The organism is Brevibacterium sp. XM4083 (assembly GCF_006489205.2).
GTDB lineage: Bacteria > Actinomycetota > Actinomycetes > Actinomycetales > Brevibacteriaceae > Brevibacterium.
The window spans coordinates 482461-496820 of the sequence record NZ_VFYR02000002.1; the positions used below are offsets into that span (position 1 = coordinate 482461).

The 14360-nt window shown below is 68.4% G+C and carries 10 protein-coding genes and 2 tRNA genes; 3 read left to right on the forward strand and 9 right to left on the reverse strand.

Annotated elements, in window-relative coordinates; translation table 11 throughout:
* Window positions 1–57: 57 nt before the first annotated feature.
* From coaE to rpsA, 3 genes are read right to left on the reverse strand one after another with little or no spacing between them, the layout of a single operon-like run.
* Complete coding sequence (gene coaE / locus FJ887_RS08020; RefSeq protein ID WP_137823997.1) at window positions 58–987, reverse strand: dephospho-CoA kinase; 930 nt, start codon at window positions 985–987, stop codon at window positions 58–60.
* A gap of 22 nt (window positions 988–1009) precedes the next feature.
* Window positions 1010–2878 (reverse strand): hypothetical protein, encoded by a 1869-nt coding sequence (locus FJ887_RS08025; protein WP_250786201.1) that lies wholly within the window; start codon window positions 2876–2878, stop codon window positions 1010–1012.
* Window positions 2856–4334 carry a 30S ribosomal protein S1 gene (gene rpsA, locus FJ887_RS08030; protein ID WP_137823995.1) on the reverse strand — a complete coding sequence of 493 codons (1479 nt, stop codon included), beginning with the start codon at window positions 4332–4334 and terminating at the stop codon, window positions 2856–2858. The genes FJ887_RS08025 and rpsA overlap by 23 nt, the downstream gene beginning before the upstream one ends.
* A gap of 206 nt (window positions 4335–4540) precedes the next feature.
* Between rpsA and FJ887_RS08035 the strand changes: the two genes are divergently transcribed.
* Window positions 4541–5380: a class I SAM-dependent methyltransferase gene (locus FJ887_RS08035; RefSeq protein ID WP_137824113.1), complete on the forward strand. Its 840-nt coding sequence runs from the start codon at window positions 4541–4543 to the stop codon at window positions 5378–5380.
* A gap of 230 nt (window positions 5381–5610) precedes the next feature.
* Here the strand turns inward: FJ887_RS08035 and FJ887_RS08040 are convergent, their stop codons facing one another.
* Window positions 5611–6225 (reverse strand): maleylpyruvate isomerase N-terminal domain-containing protein, encoded by a 615-nt coding sequence (locus FJ887_RS08040; RefSeq protein WP_137823994.1) that lies wholly within the window; start codon window positions 6223–6225, stop codon window positions 5611–5613.
* A gap of 244 nt (window positions 6226–6469) precedes the next feature.
* Complete coding sequence (gene polA / locus FJ887_RS08045) at window positions 6470–9139, reverse strand: DNA polymerase I (protein WP_137823993.1); 2670 nt, start codon at window positions 9137–9139, stop codon at window positions 6470–6472.
* A 43-nt stretch (window positions 9140–9182) separates the two neighbouring features.
* Between polA and FJ887_RS08050 the strand changes: the two genes are divergently transcribed.
* The gene (locus FJ887_RS08050; protein WP_137823992.1) at window positions 9183–9641 is read left to right on the forward strand and encodes a hotdog fold thioesterase; all 459 of its coding nucleotides are present in this window, start codon (window positions 9183–9185) and stop codon (window positions 9639–9641) included.
* A 215-nt stretch (window positions 9642–9856) separates the two neighbouring features.
* Here FJ887_RS08050 and FJ887_RS08055 read toward each other — a convergent pair whose 3' ends face one another.
* Window positions 9857–10480, reverse strand: coding sequence for an ANTAR domain-containing response regulator (locus FJ887_RS08055; RefSeq protein WP_232623608.1), 624 nt, complete (start codon window positions 10478–10480; stop codon window positions 9857–9859).
* 137 nt (window positions 10481–10617) lie between these two features.
* On the opposite strand from FJ887_RS08055, the gene FJ887_RS08060 reads away from it, so the two are divergent.
* Window positions 10618–10702, forward strand: a tRNA-Leu gene (locus FJ887_RS08060).
* A 989-nt stretch (window positions 10703–11691) separates the two neighbouring features.
* Here FJ887_RS08060 and FJ887_RS08065 read toward each other — a convergent pair.
* The 3 genes from FJ887_RS08065 to FJ887_RS08075 all read right to left on the reverse strand — a co-directional run bounded on the left by FJ887_RS08065 (window position 11692) and on the right by FJ887_RS08075 (window position 13971).
* Window positions 11692–11762 (reverse strand) — tRNA-Gly (locus tag FJ887_RS08065).
* Window positions 11763–11848: 86 nt separating this feature from the next.
* Complete coding sequence (locus FJ887_RS08070; RefSeq protein WP_212743266.1) at window positions 11849–12433, reverse strand: GNAT family N-acetyltransferase; 585 nt, start codon at window positions 12431–12433, stop codon at window positions 11849–11851.
* A 20-nt stretch (window positions 12434–12453) separates the two neighbouring features.
* Window positions 12454–13971 carry a dicarboxylate/amino acid:cation symporter gene (locus FJ887_RS08075; RefSeq protein ID WP_171006928.1) on the reverse strand — a complete coding sequence of 506 codons (1518 nt, stop codon included), beginning with the start codon at window positions 13969–13971 and terminating at the stop codon, window positions 12454–12456.
* Window positions 13972–14360: the final 389 nt, after the last annotated feature.

The window sequence follows — 14360 nt, forward strand, 5'->3', positions numbered from 1 at the left end:
GAGCGCCTCCGCGCAGCGACCGCGTCGGGCGGTGGGCGCCCGCCTGGCAGGGCGCGGTCACTCCGTTGCCTCGACGAGGAGATCCGCGGGCTGGCCGGGGTCGGCACTCGCCCGCCGGCCGATGTCGCCCGCGGATTCAGCCGGCGGGAATCCGAGCGCGGTCAGCTGCGGGGAGAGCGCCTCGGCGGTCGGGCCGTCCCCGGCGTCGAGGACGAGGGAGAGCGGGGCACCGGGCGGCGTCTCACGCGCGGAGATCGGGTGGGCCTCCCCCGTGCCGTGACGCAGCTTGGCCACGAGTCGGTCCGCGTCGCCGGCCCGATGCTCATCCGCGCCGACAGCGTGCCGCCGGCGGCTCGCCTCGGCACGGGCGGCCGGCCGTCCGGCGGCGAGGTTCTCCGCGAACGGCTCGAGTCGCTGCGTCCACAGCGCGTCGACGACCGCTGCGGTCTCGGCGATCGTTCCCGTGTTGTCGATGAGGACGTCGCATGCGGCGCGGCGCGCCTCGTCCGTGGTCTGCCGGGCGATGCGGGACTCGGCATCGGCCCGGTCCATCCCCCGGGTCTCGACGAGCCGGGCCAGGCGCACCGCGGCGGGGACGTCGACGAGCAGCGTGAGGTGGTAGCCCACCTCCATGTGGTTCTCGACGAGGAGGGGCACGTCGTGGACGACCACCTCGGCGTCGGAGGCGGCGAAGCGGGCGGCGGTGCGGTCCCGGATGACCGGGTGCATGAGCTCGCCGAGGCGCTTCGTCGACTCCGCGTCGGCGAAGGCGACGGCGGCCAGCCGGGCCCGGTCGAGGCTGCCGTCGGCGGCGAGGATCGCGGGCCCGAACTCGCCGGCGAGGACGTCGAGGAGCGGTTCCCCGGGGGCGACGACCTCCCGGGCGATGGCGTCGGCGTCGATGATCTCCGCGCCGTGGGCGGCGAGGAGGTCCGCCACCGTCGACTTGCCCGCGCCGATTCCCCCGGTGAGTCCGATTCTCAGCATGGGGCCAGCTTAGCGAAACGCCTCACGGGCCCACCCGGTAGACGACGACGCCTTCGCCGGAGAACACGGGCTCACCGAGCGCGGCGTCGAGGAGGCCTTCGAGCTCGCCGGTTCCGCCCGGGGTCAGCGGGGCCTCGGGCGCGAGGACGACGAAGTCGACGCCGTCGGCGCGCAGACCCTCGACCCCGGCGGTGACGGCCGGATCCGAGGCCGCCGGCACCGGGGCGCCGTTGAAGATCGTCGCCCGCAGCGCGGCATCGAGGTCGTCCTCGGGGGCCGAATAGATGATCGGCGAGCTCGGGCTCGACCCGATGAAGTACCCGCCGGTCTCCCGGTAGCGGAAATCGGCGACCGACTGCCACACCATCGCCTCGTCGGCGTGCGGTTCGGCCCACGCCAAGGGGCGCGGGAGGGTCTTGACGACGGATCCCTCCGGGATCACCTCGGCGATGGATCCGCTGTAGAAGTCCGGGACGTAGACCTCACGGGTCGGCTGGGCGCCGGGCATGACGACGACGGCGGACACGGCGAGGAGGGCGAGCATGCCGATGCCCGCCCGGGTGCTGCGGCGGTCGAGCGCCCACTGCAGTCCGCAGCCGAGGACCGCCCAGAGCGCGATCGTCGAGTGGAGGACGAGGCGCATCGGCAGGATGTTGTTGAGGACCGGGATCGCCTCGACGAGGGCGAAGGGACCCGCGCCGAGGAGGGGCTGACCGGCGAAGAGCACGGGCGACCCGAGGGAGAGGAGGAAGACGAGGGTGCCGGTGACGGCGGCGACGCGCACCGGCACGACCCATCTCCCCCGCCGTCCGAGGGTGAGGACGATGATGGCCGCGGCCACGAGCGCGGGGACGCCGACGTACGCGCCGATCTCCGCGCCGTCGAGGTCCATGACGCGCGGCAGCGGCGACTCCCCGGTGCCGAAGAGCGTCGGCAGGCCCGGCACGATGGGGTCGAGGAGGTCGGTGTTCCACACGCCGTGCGGCCGGATCGCCCCCGACGGCGCGTTGGGCCCGGCCATCGTCATCAGCAGCGGCAGGGCCGCGAGCAGGGCGATGCCGGCGCCGACGAGGCCGCCGGTTCCCAGCCGCAGCCAGCCGGCCCGCGACAGCAGGGACCGACCGCCGACGATGAGGGCGGCCAGGAAGCAGAGGAACGCGAGGAAGGTCCCGGCGAGCACCTCGGTGGAGACGTAGAACTGGAATCCGAGGACGACGCCGAGGCCGATGCTCGGCAGCCAGAAGCGGCGCCCGGCGGGCCGGCCGGTGCGCGGACCGGACAGAAGCGCGAGAACGAGGGCGGCGACGAGCGGCGGGGTCACGGCGAACGCGAGGTTCGGGTGGCCTGAGAGCTGCGCGATGACGTAGGAGGAGAAGCCGACGCCGGCCGCGGCAGCGAACGCGGGTCCGCGGCCCAGGAACCGGCGGAAGAGGATCGCGCAGGCCAGCGAATTGAGCACCGGGAGGCTGAGGATGAGGACGTTGTAGGCGATGATCGGCCCGGCCACCCACGTCAGCGGGGCGAGGAGGATGGCGATGCCGGTCAGCGAGGTGTTCCAGGCGCCGTTGACGCCGCCGGCCAGCGCATTCATCGCCTCGGTGTAGAGGAAGCCGTCGCCGGTGCCGGCGAGCCCCCCGCCGAAGCCGAGGAGGCCGGCGAGCACCTCGGCGCCGTGGCCGAGCCACCAGATGAACAGCGAGGAGTCGTCGTTGCCGGCCGACACGGTGCCGCCCGGGTCGGCGGCGACCCCGCCGAAGACGGTGATGCTGCCGAGGGTGAGGGCGAGGGCGTACCACGCCCATGGTCGCAGTCGCGCATATGCAAAGGGCTCCCGGCCTGTCGGCCGGGAGCCCTTCACTGCGCTGATATCAGCTGCCTGCAAGCTTCTCACGCAGGGCTGCGAGTGCTTCGTCGCTGGCGAGCGTGCCTTCGTCGCCCGACTCCTCGGAGGAGAAGGACCCGGTGGCAGGAGCGGCGTCGGAGCCCGATTCCGCGGCGCCGGCCTCGGCGTCTGCGGCAATCGCCTTCGCGACCTGCTTCTTGTGCTCTTCCCAGCGGGACTGGGCGGCGGCGTACTGCTGCTCCCAGATCTCGCGCTGTGCCTCGAAGCCCTCGATCCATTCGTTGGTCTCGGGGTCGAAGCCTTCGGGGTACTTGTAGTTGCCGTCCTCGTCGTACTCCTGCGGCATGCCGTAGAGCGCGGGGTCGAGGAACTCTTCGGCCTCGGGGTCGACGCCTTCGTTCGCCTGCTTGAGCGAGAGCGAAATGCGGCGGCGCTCGAGGTCGATGTCGATGACCTTGACGTAGATCGTCTCGTCGACGGAGACGACCTGCTCCGGGAGGTCGACGTGGCGCACGGCGAGCTCGGAGATGTGGACGAGGCCCTCGATGCCGTCTTCGACGCGCACGAACGCACCGAACGGAACGAGCTTGGTGACCTTGCCCGGCACGATCTGGCCGATGACGTGGGTCCGGGCGAAGTGCTGCCACGGATCTTCCTGCGTCGCCTTGAGCGAGAGCGAGACGCGCTCACGGTCCATGTCGACGTCGAGGACCTCGACGGTGACCTCGTCACCGACGGTGACGACCTCACCCGGGTGATCGATGTGCTTCCAGGACAGCTCCGAGACGTGCACGAGTCCGTCGACACCACCGAGGTCGACGAAGGCACCGAAGTTGACGATCGAGGAGACGACGCCCGGACGGACCTGACCCTTCTGGAGGGTCTGGAGGAAGTCGTGGCGAACCTCGGACTGGGTCTGCTCGAGCCAGGCGCGGCGCGAGAGGACGACGTTGTTGCGGTTCTTGTCGAGTTCGATGATCTTCGCCTCGACCTGCTGCCCGATGTAAGGGGCGAGGTCGCGGACGCGACGCATCTCGACGAGCGAGGCGGGGAGGAAGCCGCGGAGGCCGATGTCGACGATCAGGCCGCCCTTGACGACCTCGATGACGGTGCCGGTGACGACGCCGTCCTCTTCCTTGATCTTCTCGATGTCGCCCCAGGCGCGCTCGTACTGCGCACGCTTCTTCGACAGCATGAGACGGCCCTCTTTGTCCTCCTTCTGGAGAACGAGTGCCTCGATGGGGTCCCCGACCTCGACGACTTCGCCGGGATCGACATCGTGCTTGATGGAGAGTTCACGCGAAAGGACGACGCCTTCCGTCTTGTATCCGATGTCGACGAGGACCTCGTCGCGATCGACCTTGACGACGGTGCCTTCGACGATGTCGCCATCGTTGAAGTACTTGATCGTCTCGTCGACGGCGGCGAGGAAGTCCTCAGCGGTTCCGATGTCATTGACAGCGACCTGCTTCGGCTGCACCGATTCCGGCGTGGTGGTGGTCATATAGGTAGGGACTCCGATGGAATTGTGTCCCGGATCCGATACCCTTGATCTGCTGTGACACAGCGTGTGGGGAATCGCATCCGGTCTCGATTACGATTATGGACTTGTATGCATACGCACATACGGTTGTCAATACTAGCATCATTCAGGGCGTGAATGCACCCTCGGAATCCGAGGTGATCTGCCCGTTCGACCGCGGAGGACTCATGAGCGACGGAAGCTATTCGACAGAGGTCATCAGCGGCGGGTACCTGCCCATCGACGAAGAGGCGTCAGTGCGCGCCAATCGCAGCTATTGGGACAACTCCGCCGAGGACTACCTCGCCGAGCACGGCAGCTTCCTCGGCGCCTCCGATTTCATCTGGTGTCCCGAGGGAATTCACGAATCCGACGTCCATCTCCTCGGTGACGTCGCCCGCCGCCAGATCCTCGAAGTCGGGTGCGGGGCCGGCCAGTGCTCCCGCTGGCTCGCCGAAGAGGGGGCGATCGCCACCGGCATCGACGTCTCCGCGGGCATGCTCGAACAGGCCTCGCGCCTGCAGCGGGAGAATCCGCTGAGCGCCGACGCCACTCCCCCGACCTTCGTCCGCGCCGATGCCCGCCAGCTGCCGTTCGCGTCGAACAGCTTCGACATCGCGTTCTCCGCCTACGGGGCCCTCCCCTTCGTCAAGGACGCCGAGGTGGTCCTCGCCGAGGTGGCCCGCGTCGTCCGACCCGGCGGGAAGTGGGTGTTCTCGACGACGCATCCGATGCGCTGGATGTTCCCCGACGTGCCCGGAGAGAACGGGCTGACCGTCGAGTACTCGTACTTCGACCGGACCCCGTACGTCGAGATCGCCGCCGACGGTCAGCCCGTCTACGCCGAGCACCACCGGACGATGGGCGACTGGGTGAGCCTCCTCGTGGCCGCCGGCTTCCGGATCGACGCGGTCACCGAACCCGAGTGGCCCGACTCCAACGAGACGGCGTGGGGCGGCTGGTCGCCCCTGCGCGGTGCCCTCATGCCCGGCACCGTGATCTTCTCGACGACCCTTCCCGAGGCCTGACCCCTGCCCGAGGTCTGAACCCTGCCGGACGCCTGACCCGTGCCTCGCACGGCCGCCTCGGCGCACCGCCGTCTCGGCGTAGCTTCCCCTCATTCAAGCGTTAGCGCGGATGGCGGGCCGTGCACGGGCCGCTATCCGCGCTCCGGCTTGATCGAGAGCGCGCCAACGCGATTTCCTCGTTGCCGCGAGTTCGAGAGCGGGGCGGCCGCGAACCTCGGTTGAGGACCTCGTCAGTCGAGGACGGAGAACCGGTCTCCGAGCGCGGTTCTGCCCGTCAGCGCCAGGAGCACGCGTTCTCCGTCGCCTCCGTGGACAGCCAGTCGGGCTGCGATACCGAGCGATTCGACCAAGGGACCTCGCGGCGCCGAAGCGGTGATTCCGGCAGCTGCGGCGATGTCGAGACCGTGCACGGTGAGTTCGAACGTCCGCGTCGGCAGATAGGCACTGAGCAGCATGGGGCCGGCGGCAGTCGTCATGACGCGGTCCTCAGCCGACTGAACGAGCGGGATGACCCGGTCGGCGATCTCGCTCAGCGCACGCCCGAGGTCGCTGCCGAGGGCCTCACCGGCGGCAACGCCCCGCTCGAACACGGCACCCGGATCAGTGCTCGTCTGCGTGGCGACGAAGGCGAAGTAGGCCTCTGGGCTCTCAAGCGCCACCTCGTCGGCGGGAGCGGCCAGGTAGGCCTCAACGGTGAGCAGTGACCTGCTCGTGTGACCGACGAGGGCACGAAGACTCCAGTCGCCCAGGCCGGGTCCGTCCCAGGCGCGCGGGTCGATGCGGCCGACGAGCGCCTCGACCCAGCGAGCAGCCTCGGCGAAATTCTCAACCAATCGCTCATCCATGCCAGCAGTGTAGTCGGGTCCGCCGGACCGGAATCCCGCGCTCACGCAGGATCCTCGCGTTCACGCCGGGCCGCCTCGTCGCGCTCTTCTGTCGATCACACGTGCGCGCGAGAATCGGCCCGCCCACGACGCGATTTCCCCTCGTGCACGCGGCAGCTTCCCCTCGATCATGCGTTAGCGCGGATGGCGGGTCGTGCACGAGCCACCATCCGCACTCCGGCTTGATCGAGCGCCGCAGACGCCCTCAGTGGGCGGCGGCGTGCCAGGAGACGCCGGTGCCGACGTTGACGTCGAGCGGGACGTCGAGTTCGAACGCCGAGCCCATCTCCTCGGTGACGATGGCCGTGACCTCGTCGGCCTCCTCGGGGTGGAGGTCGACGATGATCTCGTCGTGGACCTGCAGCAGCATCCGGGACCGGAAGCCCTCGAGGCGGTCGGCGACCTTGAGCATGGCGATCTTCATGATGTCGGCCGCCGAGCCCTGGATCGGGGCGTTGAGCGCCGCGCGCTCGGCCATCTCGCGCAGCTGACGGCGGTCGCTGTGGAGTGCCGGCAGATAGCGCCGGCGGCCCATGATCGTCTCGGTGAAGCCGTTGTCCCTGGCCTGTTCGACGATCTCGTCGAGGTAGTCCTTGACGGCGCCGAAGCGCTCGAAGTACTGGTCCATGAGACCGCGGGCCTCGTCGACGCCGATCGCCAGCTGCTTCGACAGTCCGAATGCGGAGAGTCCGTAGACGAGGCCGTACGACATCGCCTTGACCTTCGAGCGCATCGTGGAATCGACCTCGTCGATGCCGACGGAGAAGACCTTCGAGCCGACGTAGGAGTGGAGGTCCTCGCCGTCCTTGAACGCCTGGATGAGCGCGGCGTCCCCGGACAGATGGGCCATGATCCGCATCTCGATCTGCGAGTAGTCGGCGGTGAGGAGCAGCCCGCCCGGCACGTTCGGGTCGGCGACGAAGACCTCCCGGATGCGTCGACCCGATTCCGTGCGCACGGGGATGTTCTGCAGGTTCGGGTCGAGCGAGGACAGGCGCCCGGTCGCAGCGACCGTCTGCTGATACGTCGTGTGGATGCGCCCGTCCTCGGCGACGGTCTTGCCGAGGCCGACGACGGTCTGCTTGAGCTTCGTCGCGTCGCGGTGGGCGAGCAGATGCTGGAGGAACGGGTGCTCGGTCTTGACGAAGAGCTCGGCCAGCGCGTCCGCGTCGGTCGTGTACCCCGTCTTCGTCCGCTTCGTCTTCGGCATGTCGAGTTCGTCGAAGAGCACCGTCTGGAGCTGCTTCGGGGAGCCGAGGTTGACCTCGTGGCCGATCGCCTCGTACGCGAGTTCGGCACTGGCCTGCGCCTGCTTTGTGAAGTCCTCGACGAGTTCGGCCAGCCCCTTCTCGTCGATGGCGATGCCGGCGAGCTCCATGCCCGCGAGGACGGGCACGAGCGGCAGCTCGATGTCGCGGTAGACCTGGGTCATGTTCGCCTCGTCGATGGCCGTCGCGAGGATCTCGTGGACCTCGAGCAGGGCCGCGGCGTTGGCGCCGTGGGTGCGCGCGGTCGCGTCGGTGTCGAGGTCGAGGGCGAGCTGACCGTCCTTCGCCTCGGCGGGGGCGAGGTCGATGCCGGCGCGCTCGGCGGCGATGTCGCGCAGCTCGTAGCTGCGCTGATCGGGCACGAGGAGGTACGCGGCCAGGGCTGTGTCCCCGGCGACGTCGGTGAGGTCGATGCCCACCGAACGCAGGGCCTTGATCTGCACCTTCGAGGAGTGGAAGATGAGCGCGGCCTTCCGCAGGGCGGCTTCCAGGGCGCTGAGGTCGGCGTCGCTCGCCTCTCCCAGGTCGACCACCGAGGCGGTCCCCGGCTGCGCGGAGACCGCGAGGAACCGCACATCGCCGTGCCCGAGTTCGTACGTTCCGTCGGTGTCGAGGGCGAGGACATCCGCCTCGGCGATGGAGTCGAGGAGGGCGGGCACATCGACCGTCGCGACCTCGACCTCTCGGGCGGGTGCGGACTCCCCCGCCTCCGGGGTCGCGGCGTCGCCGAAGATCGCCGCGAGGCGCTTGCCGAGGGCCTGGAACTCGAGCTGGTCGAAGAGGCTGCTGAGCTCGGCCGGGTCGCCCTCGCCCCATTTCAGGTCGGCGAAGTCGAGGCCGAGGTCGAGGTCGTCGAGGAGCCGATTGAGGCGGTAGTTGCGTTCGACCTCGGGGATGTGGTCGCGCAGCTTCTCCCCCACCTTGCCGCCGATCTCGTCGGCGTGCTCGAGCACACCGGGCAGGTCGCCGTGGGCTGTGAGCCATTTCGCAGCGGTCTTGTCCCCGACTCCGGGCACGCCGGGCAGGTTGTCGGCCTTCTCCCCGACGAGCGCGGCCAGGCCCCGGTAGTTGGCGGGGGTGACCCCGTACTTCTCCTCGATCGCCTCGGGCGTCATCCGCACGAGGTCGCTGACCCCGCGCTTGGGATAGAGGATCGTCACGGTGTCGGTCGAGAGCTGGAACGAGTCCTTGTCCCCGGTCATCACCTCGACCGCGGCACCGGCCTCGGTGCCCATCTTCGCCATTGTCGCAAGCGCGTCGTCGGCTTCGAAGCCCTCCTTCGTCACAACCCGGATGCCCATGGCCGTGACAATGTCCTTGATGAGGTCGATCTGCGGGTGGAACTCCGGCGGGGTCTTCGCCCGCCCCGCCTTGTACTCCGGATACTCCTCGAGGCGGAACGTCTCCCGGCCGAGGTCGAAGGCGACGGCGACGTGGCTCGGCGATTCGTCGCGGAGGACGTTGATGAGCATCGAGATGAACCCGAAGATCGCGTTCGTCGTCTGGCCGGTGCTCGTGGAGAAGTTCTCCGCCGGGAGGGCGTGGAAGGCGCGGTAGGCCAGCGAGTGACCATCGATGAGCAGGAGGGATTCGTTAGCGTGACTCACATGCCTTAGCCTAGCGTTCATCACGGACATGAGAAGGAGATCAATGGTGGTTCCGCACGTATCGCTGACAGCAGAGACGACCGAGGACGAGGCGCGGGTCATGCTCGACCAGCTCAATGCCCAGGGCGCCGGCGGCGGCCTGGCCAACCGGATGGGCATCGCGTTCACCGGCATCAGCTTCGACTGGATGAGCGCGACGGTCCCGGTCGCGGGCAACACGCAGCCGATGGGCCTCTTCCACGGCGGCGGTCACGTCGTCCTCGCGGAGTCGCTCGCGTCGATGCATGCGTTCCTCACCAGCGGCGGGAAGAACGTCGTCGGCGTCGATCTCAACGCGACCCATCTGCGGGCGATGCGCGGCGAGCTCGTCACCGGGCGCGCCGAGGTGCTCCACCGCGGCCGCACGCTCATGTCCCACGAGGTGAGGATGACCGATGAGGAGGGCCGGCTGCTCTCGATCGTGCGGATCACGAACATGATCCTCGCCTCGAAGGCGCAGTAGCTCGCCCGGCGGTCGGGTGAGCAGCGCTCACCGGGTGGCAGCGCTCGCCGGGTGGGCACCGTCATCGTGATGCGCCGAGGCGGTCGACCGCCTCGGCGCGTTGATCGCCTCCGCACGCACGACGGCCCCGGTCGCGGTTCTCTCCGCGTCCGGGGCCGAGTCGTCTCAGTGTGAATCCGGGACGGCGCCGCTCAGCGGCGGCCCCGGGGACGGTGTCAGTCCTTCTTCGCGCCGATCTGCTTGAGGACGGTTTCGGCGACTTCGCGCATCGTCAGACGGCGGTCCATCGAGGTCTTCTGGATCCAGCGGAAGGCCTCGGGCTCGCTCAGACCCATCGAGGTCTGGAGGAGGCTCTTCGCGCGCTCGACGAGCTTGCGGGTCTCGAAGCGCTCGGTGAGGTCGGAGATCTCGGATTCGAGCGAGCTGATCTCTGCGTGGCGCGACAGCGCGATCTCGAGGGCCGGGATGAGGTCGGCCGAGGTGAAGGGCTTGACGACGTAGGCCATCGCACCGGCGTCGCGGGCGCGCTCGACGAGTTCCTTCTGCGAGAACGCGGTGAGGAGGACGACGGGGGCGATGCGGGCCTTGGCGATGCGCTCGGCCGCGGCGATGCCGTCGAGGATCGGCATCTTGATGTCCATGACGACGAGGTCGGGGCGCAGCTCTTCGGCCAGCCGGATCGCGGATTCGCCGTCCGCGGCTTCACCGACGACGTCGTAGCCGACCTCGCGGAGCATTTCGACGATGTCGAGACGGATCACGGCCTCGTCTTCGGCCACGACGACGCGGCGGACGGGCACGGATTCATCTGCGGTGGGTTGTTCGCTGTTGGAAAGCACGGCACCAGTCTAGACCAGGCATGCCTGCGCATCAGTCGTTTCTCCTGTGAGGACAGCCACCCATCGGGCCAGGCGATTGGGCGATGCCGCGCGCCCTGCCGTAGAGTTGTCGATGTCGGGAACGGTGTTCGCGACGAGCCGGATTGGCGGAATCGGTAGACGCGGCGCACTCAAAATGCGTTGTCGAAAGACGTGTGGGTTCGAGTCCCACATCCGGTACCACGGCGCTGAATCCCAGCATCACGGTGTCCCAGCACCGCGCTTGCGCGTGCAGAATCGTGTTTCGCGCCGGGTTGAGGGCGGCCACTGGCATTCTGCGCCCGGTTCAGGACGGACTCTGGACATTCTGCGCCAGGTTCAGCGCGGCCACCGGGATTCTGCGCCAGGTTCAGGGCGGTATCGCGCTCATAATCACCATGGGCGCGGCGCACAATCGCCCCGGAGGTGGCGCACACTCTGCGGGGCGGCTCAGATTCGCCACGAGGACGCACCGGGACGACCGGACCGCGCGAAGAAAGAAGCTGCACGGTCACGATTGGCAACACCGCGTGGTTCCGCGCCAGGTTCAGCGCGGCGCCCGAGATTTCGCGCCGGGTTCAGCGCGGCCGCTAGCATTATGCGCCCGGTTCAGGGCGGTCTCTGAGGTTCTGCGCCAAGTTCAGGGCGATATTGCCTTCGTTTTCACCGTGGGAGTGGCGCACAATCGCCGCCGAAGTGGCGCATACTCTGCGGGGCGGCTCAGGGTCGCCACGAGGACGCACCGGCACGGCCGGACCGCGCGAGGAAATAAGCTGCACGGTCACGATTGGCAGCACCACGTGGTTCCGCGCCGGGTTCAGGGCGGCCACTGGCATTCTGCGCCCAGTTCATGGCGGGTCTGAGATTCCGCGCCAAGTTCAAGGCGGCGCCTGAGATTTCGCGGCAAGTTCAGGGCGGCCACTGGGCATTCTGCGCCTGGTTGATGGCGGCGCCTGAGACTCTGCGCCAGGTTCAGGGCGATATCGCATTCATAATCACCACGGGCGCGGCGCACAATCGCCTCCGAGGTGGCGCAGATGCGATTCGTGCAGCGAGTCAGGGACTGCGGAGAGAGCGTGAGTCGCGCGGGGACCGCCGGGGGACAGCGAGGATTTCAGAGAATCTGACGAAGAGCACGCGGCCGACACTGCGACCCTGGAAGACACAAGGCTAACAAGGGCCCGGACGATGAGAGCGGGTGACGGGAGTCGAACCCGCCTCTAGACCTTGGGAAGGTCTCATTCTACCGATGAACTACACCCGCGAAGTGGAACATGTCCCAATGTAGCCGATATCTGGCGGTTCTGCGCAGTCGACGCGCGAATCCCTTCACCGCGACACGCTGATCGCTCATTCCGTGCCGGTCTCGCCTCGCAGGTCGAGGGCGTAGAAGTGGGTGTCGTAGCGTTCATCGCCGACGGCGACGAAACCTTCGAGGAGACCGTAGCGGACAAAACCGAGCGACTCGTAGAGCCGTATGGCTGCGTCATTGTCACCTCGCAGGTCGAGCGTCATCACTTCGACGCCGAGGTCGCGGGCCTCACTGATGAGCGCCGTCATGAGCGATCGCCCGATTCCTGCGCGCTGCACGGCCGCGCCGACTGCGACCTTCTCGACGTCGACATGTCGCCGAAGAGTGGGCCTGGTGTAGCGGGTCCAGTACGCGAATCCGACCACGGCGCCCTGTGACCGCGCGAGCGCGACCCGCGCATCATTCTCTGCCGTCGCGATGGCCAAGTCCTCAAGGAGCGCACTGACCTCCTCACGGCTGGGCGGTTCGATCCATCCCAGCGCTGCTCCCCCGGAGACGAGGTCGTCGAGCAGCCTGGTGAGATCGTCGAGCTCGGCGGCATCGAGCACTGTGTCCGCAGACAGACCGGCGGCCGGGGGCATGAGCATGATGCTCACCCCGCCCGGCCGCCGATTCTCAGTCATGGTCGGATGATATCCCGCATTCAGACGCGTGAGCTCTCCGCCCGCGACTCGGCAGCAGCTCCGGAGTCGGCGACGGACTTCGGCGCATCGCCGACGCCGTTCGAGCCTTCGGCAGCCGGGCCAGCGACCGTCGGGCCAGCGATCGTGGAACCAGTCGCACCCGTGGTGCCGTCCGCATCCGAGACACCGTCCGCACGCCCACCGTCAGCGACGTCCTCGCTCACCGGCACGTAGCCGTCGATGCGCTTCGCGTCGTACCGGGCGACGTCGAGGATACCGTGGCGCTTCGCGACGATCGCCGGGATGAGCGCCTGACCGGAGACATTGAGCGCGGTGCGGCCCATGTCGACGATCGGTTCGATCGCGAGCAGCAGGCCCACACCCTCGAGCGGCAGGCCGATCGTCGACAGCGTGAGGGTGAGCATGACCGTGGCACCCGTCGTCCCGGCGGTCGCAGCCGACCCGATGACGGAGACGAAGATGATGAGCAGGTACTGGATGGGTCCGAGCTCGATCCCGAAGAACTGAGCGACGAACACCGCGGCGATCGCCGGGTAGATGGCCGCGCAGCCGTCCATCTTCGTCGTCGACCCGAACGGCACGGCGAAGGCCGCGTAGCCCTGCGGGACGCCGAAGTTGTCGGTCGCGACCTTCTGCGTCACCGGCATCGTCCCGATCGAGGAGCGGGAGACGAATCCCATCTGCGTCGCCGGCCACACACCCGAGAAGTACTGGCGCACGGAGAGTCCATTGACGCGGGCGAGCAGCGGGTAGACGACGAAGAAGACGATCGCGAGCCCGATGTAGACGGCGACGACGAACCACAGCAGCGATCCCATCGTCGACCAGCCGTACGAGTTCACGGCGTTGCCGATGAGGCCGAGCGTGCCGATCGGGGCGATCCGCACGATCCACCAGACGACCTTCTGGACGACGGCGAGGGCCGCCTCGGCGAATTCGAGGAACGGCTCGGCGGCCTTGCCCACCTTGACCGCGGCGATGCCGAGCGCACCGGAGACGATGATGAGCTGGAGGACGTTGAAGTTGACCTCCGAGGCCAGCGCGCCCGTGTCATCGGGAGCCGTGGCGACCTCGAGGCCGAGGAAGTTCACCGGGATGAGCCCGGTGAGGAAGCCGATCCAGCTGCCTTCGCTCGACGGAGCCCCGCCCTGCAGGGACGCGGCATCCGCGTGCGCGCCGGGCTGCATGACGACGCCGATGATGAGACCGATGATCACGGCGATGAGCGCGGTGAGCGCGAACCACAGCAGCGTCGACACGGCGAGCTTCGCGGCGTTCGTCACCTTGCGCAGGTTGCCGATGCTCGCGATGATCGCGGTGATGATGAGCGGCACGACAGCCGCCTTGAGCAGAGTGACGTACGAGGACCCGATGGTCTCGAGCGTCGTCCCCAGCCAGTTGTCCTGCGTCTCGCTCACAGGACCCCACGAACGGGCGACGAGTCCGAGGACGACACCGGCGATCAGCGCGATCGTCACCTGCACCCCGAACGACTTCGACCAAGCCGGCAGTCTCATATGGTTCCTTTCGACGGTGGCACGGGCACAGCGGCGCCCGCGGAAAACTCAACTCACTGCACAACTGTTGAGCAATCCGTCGAATTCCGCAAACCGGAGTGACATGGATCGCATCCGCGCCGAGGTGGCCGACCCTGCCATACGACCGCGTCCTCGCCGAGGTGGCCGGCGGTCCCGCACACACGCACCGCGCCGAGGTGGTCGACCGATCTCTACGACTGCACCCCGCCGAGGTGGTCGGCGGTCCCGCACGAGCGCATCCCCGCCGAGGCGGTCCACCGTCTCGTACGACCGTTTCCCCGCCGAGGCGGCCGACCAGAAGGGCGGTGGCTGAGAGCAGAGCGATCGCCCCGCAGAGCGTCCCGCACGCAGCAGGGCCCGACCGGAGA

What these genes read in the sequence shown, in the direction of transcription:
- coaE (WP_137823997.1), bottom strand. Translation starts at nt 987, where the DNA reads ATGCTGAGAATCGGACTCACCGGGGGAATCGGCGCGGGCAAGTCGACG.
- rpsA (WP_137823995.1), bottom strand. Translation starts at nt 4,334, where the DNA reads ATGACCACCACCACGCCGGAATCGGTGCAGCCGAAGCAGGTCGCTGTC.
- FJ887_RS08035 (WP_137824113.1), top strand. Translation starts at nt 4,541, where the DNA reads ATGAGCGACGGAAGCTATTCGACAGAGGTCATCAGCGGCGGGTACCTG.
- FJ887_RS08040 (WP_137823994.1), bottom strand. Translation starts at nt 6,225, where the DNA reads ATGGATGAGCGATTGGTTGAGAATTTCGCCGAGGCTGCTCGCTGGGTC.
- FJ887_RS08050 (WP_137823992.1), top strand. Translation starts at nt 9,183, where the DNA reads ATGGTGGTTCCGCACGTATCGCTGACAGCAGAGACGACCGAGGACGAG.
- FJ887_RS08070 (WP_212743266.1), bottom strand. Translation starts at nt 12,433, where the DNA reads ATGACTGAGAATCGGCGGCCGGGCGGGGTGAGCATCATGCTCATGCCC.
- FJ887_RS08075 (WP_171006928.1), bottom strand. Translation starts at nt 13,971, where the DNA reads ATGAGACTGCCGGCTTGGTCGAAGTCGTTCGGGGTGCAGGTGACGATC.